The following is a 1,595-nucleotide window of genomic DNA, read 5'->3' on the forward strand; positions in this document are numbered from 1 at the left end:
ATGGAGATGAAGAACCTGGAATTGGACTCGGCCCTGACTAATGCCGAGGCGGCCACCCGGGCCAAGAGCAAGTTTCTTGCCAATATGAGCCACGAAATCCGCACACCCATGAACGGGGTCATCGGCATGACCGGGCTGCTCCTGGATACGCAACTGGACGAGACTCAGCGCCGCTACACAGAGACTGTGCGCTCCAGCGGGGAGGCTCTGCTTTCCCTGATCAACGATATCCTGGACTTCTCCAAGATCGAATCCGGCAAGCTGGACCTGGAAAATCTGGACTTCAGTCTGCGCACCCTGCTGGACGACTTTGCGGCCATGATGGCATTCAAGGCTGAGGACAAGGCCCTGGAATTCATCTGTGCTGCGGACCCGGACGTTCCTGACCGACTCACCGGCGACCCTGGACGATTACGTCAGATATTGACCAACCTGGTCGGCAATGCCGTGAAGTTTACGGAACAGGGCGAGGTGGCGGTGCGGGTCAGTATTCAGGAGTCAGGAGTCAGGAGACAGGAGACAGGAGACAGGAGTCAGGAGTCAGGAGACAGGAGACAGGAGACAGGAGACAGGAGACAGGAGACAGGAGACAGGAGACAGGAGACAAGAGACAGGAGACAGAAGAGTTCTGTATGCTTCGCTTTTCTGTGAGGGACACGGGCATCGGCATCCCCGAGGAAAAGCAGGGGCTGCTGTTTAAGAGTTTTTCCCAGGTGGATGCATCCATTACCCGGAAATTCGGGGGAACCGGCCTGGGGCTTGCCATTTCTAAGCAACTGACAAAGATGATGGGCGGGGAAGTGGGCGTGGACAGCGTCCCTGGTCATGGCTCCACGTTTTGGTTCACAGCGTGTCTGTCCCTGGCCGAGCAGAGTCAGATCACTTCGTCAGCTCCAGCGGACCTGCGCGGACTGCGTGTCCTTGTGGTGGATGACAATGCCACGAACCGCGAAATCCTTATGGTACGCTCTCTGGCCTGGGGCCTGCAACCGGACGAGGCCCCTGACGGGCCGACCGCACTGGGCATGCTGTATACGGCCCTGGCTAAGGGCGACCCTTACCGACTGGTTATCATTGACATGCAGATGCCCGGCATGGACGGCGAGGTCCTTGGCCGGACCATCCGGTCCGATCAAAAGCTGGAGGATTTGCGCTTAGTGATGATGTCCTCGGCTGGCTTGCGCGGAGATGCCAGGAGGATGGAGGACATCGGGTTCGCCTCATTCCTGACCAAACCGGTACGCCACGATGAATTGTTCGACTGTCTGTCCATGGTCATGGCCGGTGATAAACCTGCGCATCTGGTCACCCGGCATACAGTCCGTGAAGAAAAGAGCAGGTTTGGAAAGATTGACTTTTCAAGCTGCAAGGCGCGCATTCTACTGGCCGAAGACAATCCTACCAATCAGCAGGTGGCTCTGGCCATGCTCAAGAACCTCGGCCTGTCCGCAGATGTCGTGGCCAACGGCCTTGAAGCGCTCAAAGCCCTGGAAACCGTCCCATACGATCTGGTACTCATGGATGTGCAGATGCCGGAGATGGATGGGCTTGGGGCTACGCGGGAAATTCGGAAGAAGGAAGGAGACTCCAGCCAT

2 protein-coding genes are annotated in these 1,595 nt (G+C 57.6%); both read left to right on the forward strand.

The annotated features are described in order from the left end of the window. Positions 1-651: histidine kinase dimerization/phospho-acceptor domain-containing protein (locus tag D5S03_RS01210; protein WP_287042435.1), on the forward strand; the 651-nt coding region annotated here is incomplete at its 5' end. Continuing rightward, positions 633-1,595, forward strand: a 963-nt coding sequence (locus D5S03_RS01215) for a response regulator (RefSeq protein WP_287042436.1), incomplete at its 3' end; no start/stop codon positions are given. The genes D5S03_RS01210 and D5S03_RS01215, both read left to right, overlap by 19 nt.

This window comes from Desulfonatronospira sp. MSAO_Bac3 (genome assembly GCF_003838035.1).
Taxonomy (GTDB): Bacteria; Desulfobacterota; Desulfovibrionia; order Desulfovibrionales; family Desulfonatronovibrionaceae; genus Desulfonatronospira; species Desulfonatronospira thiodismutans.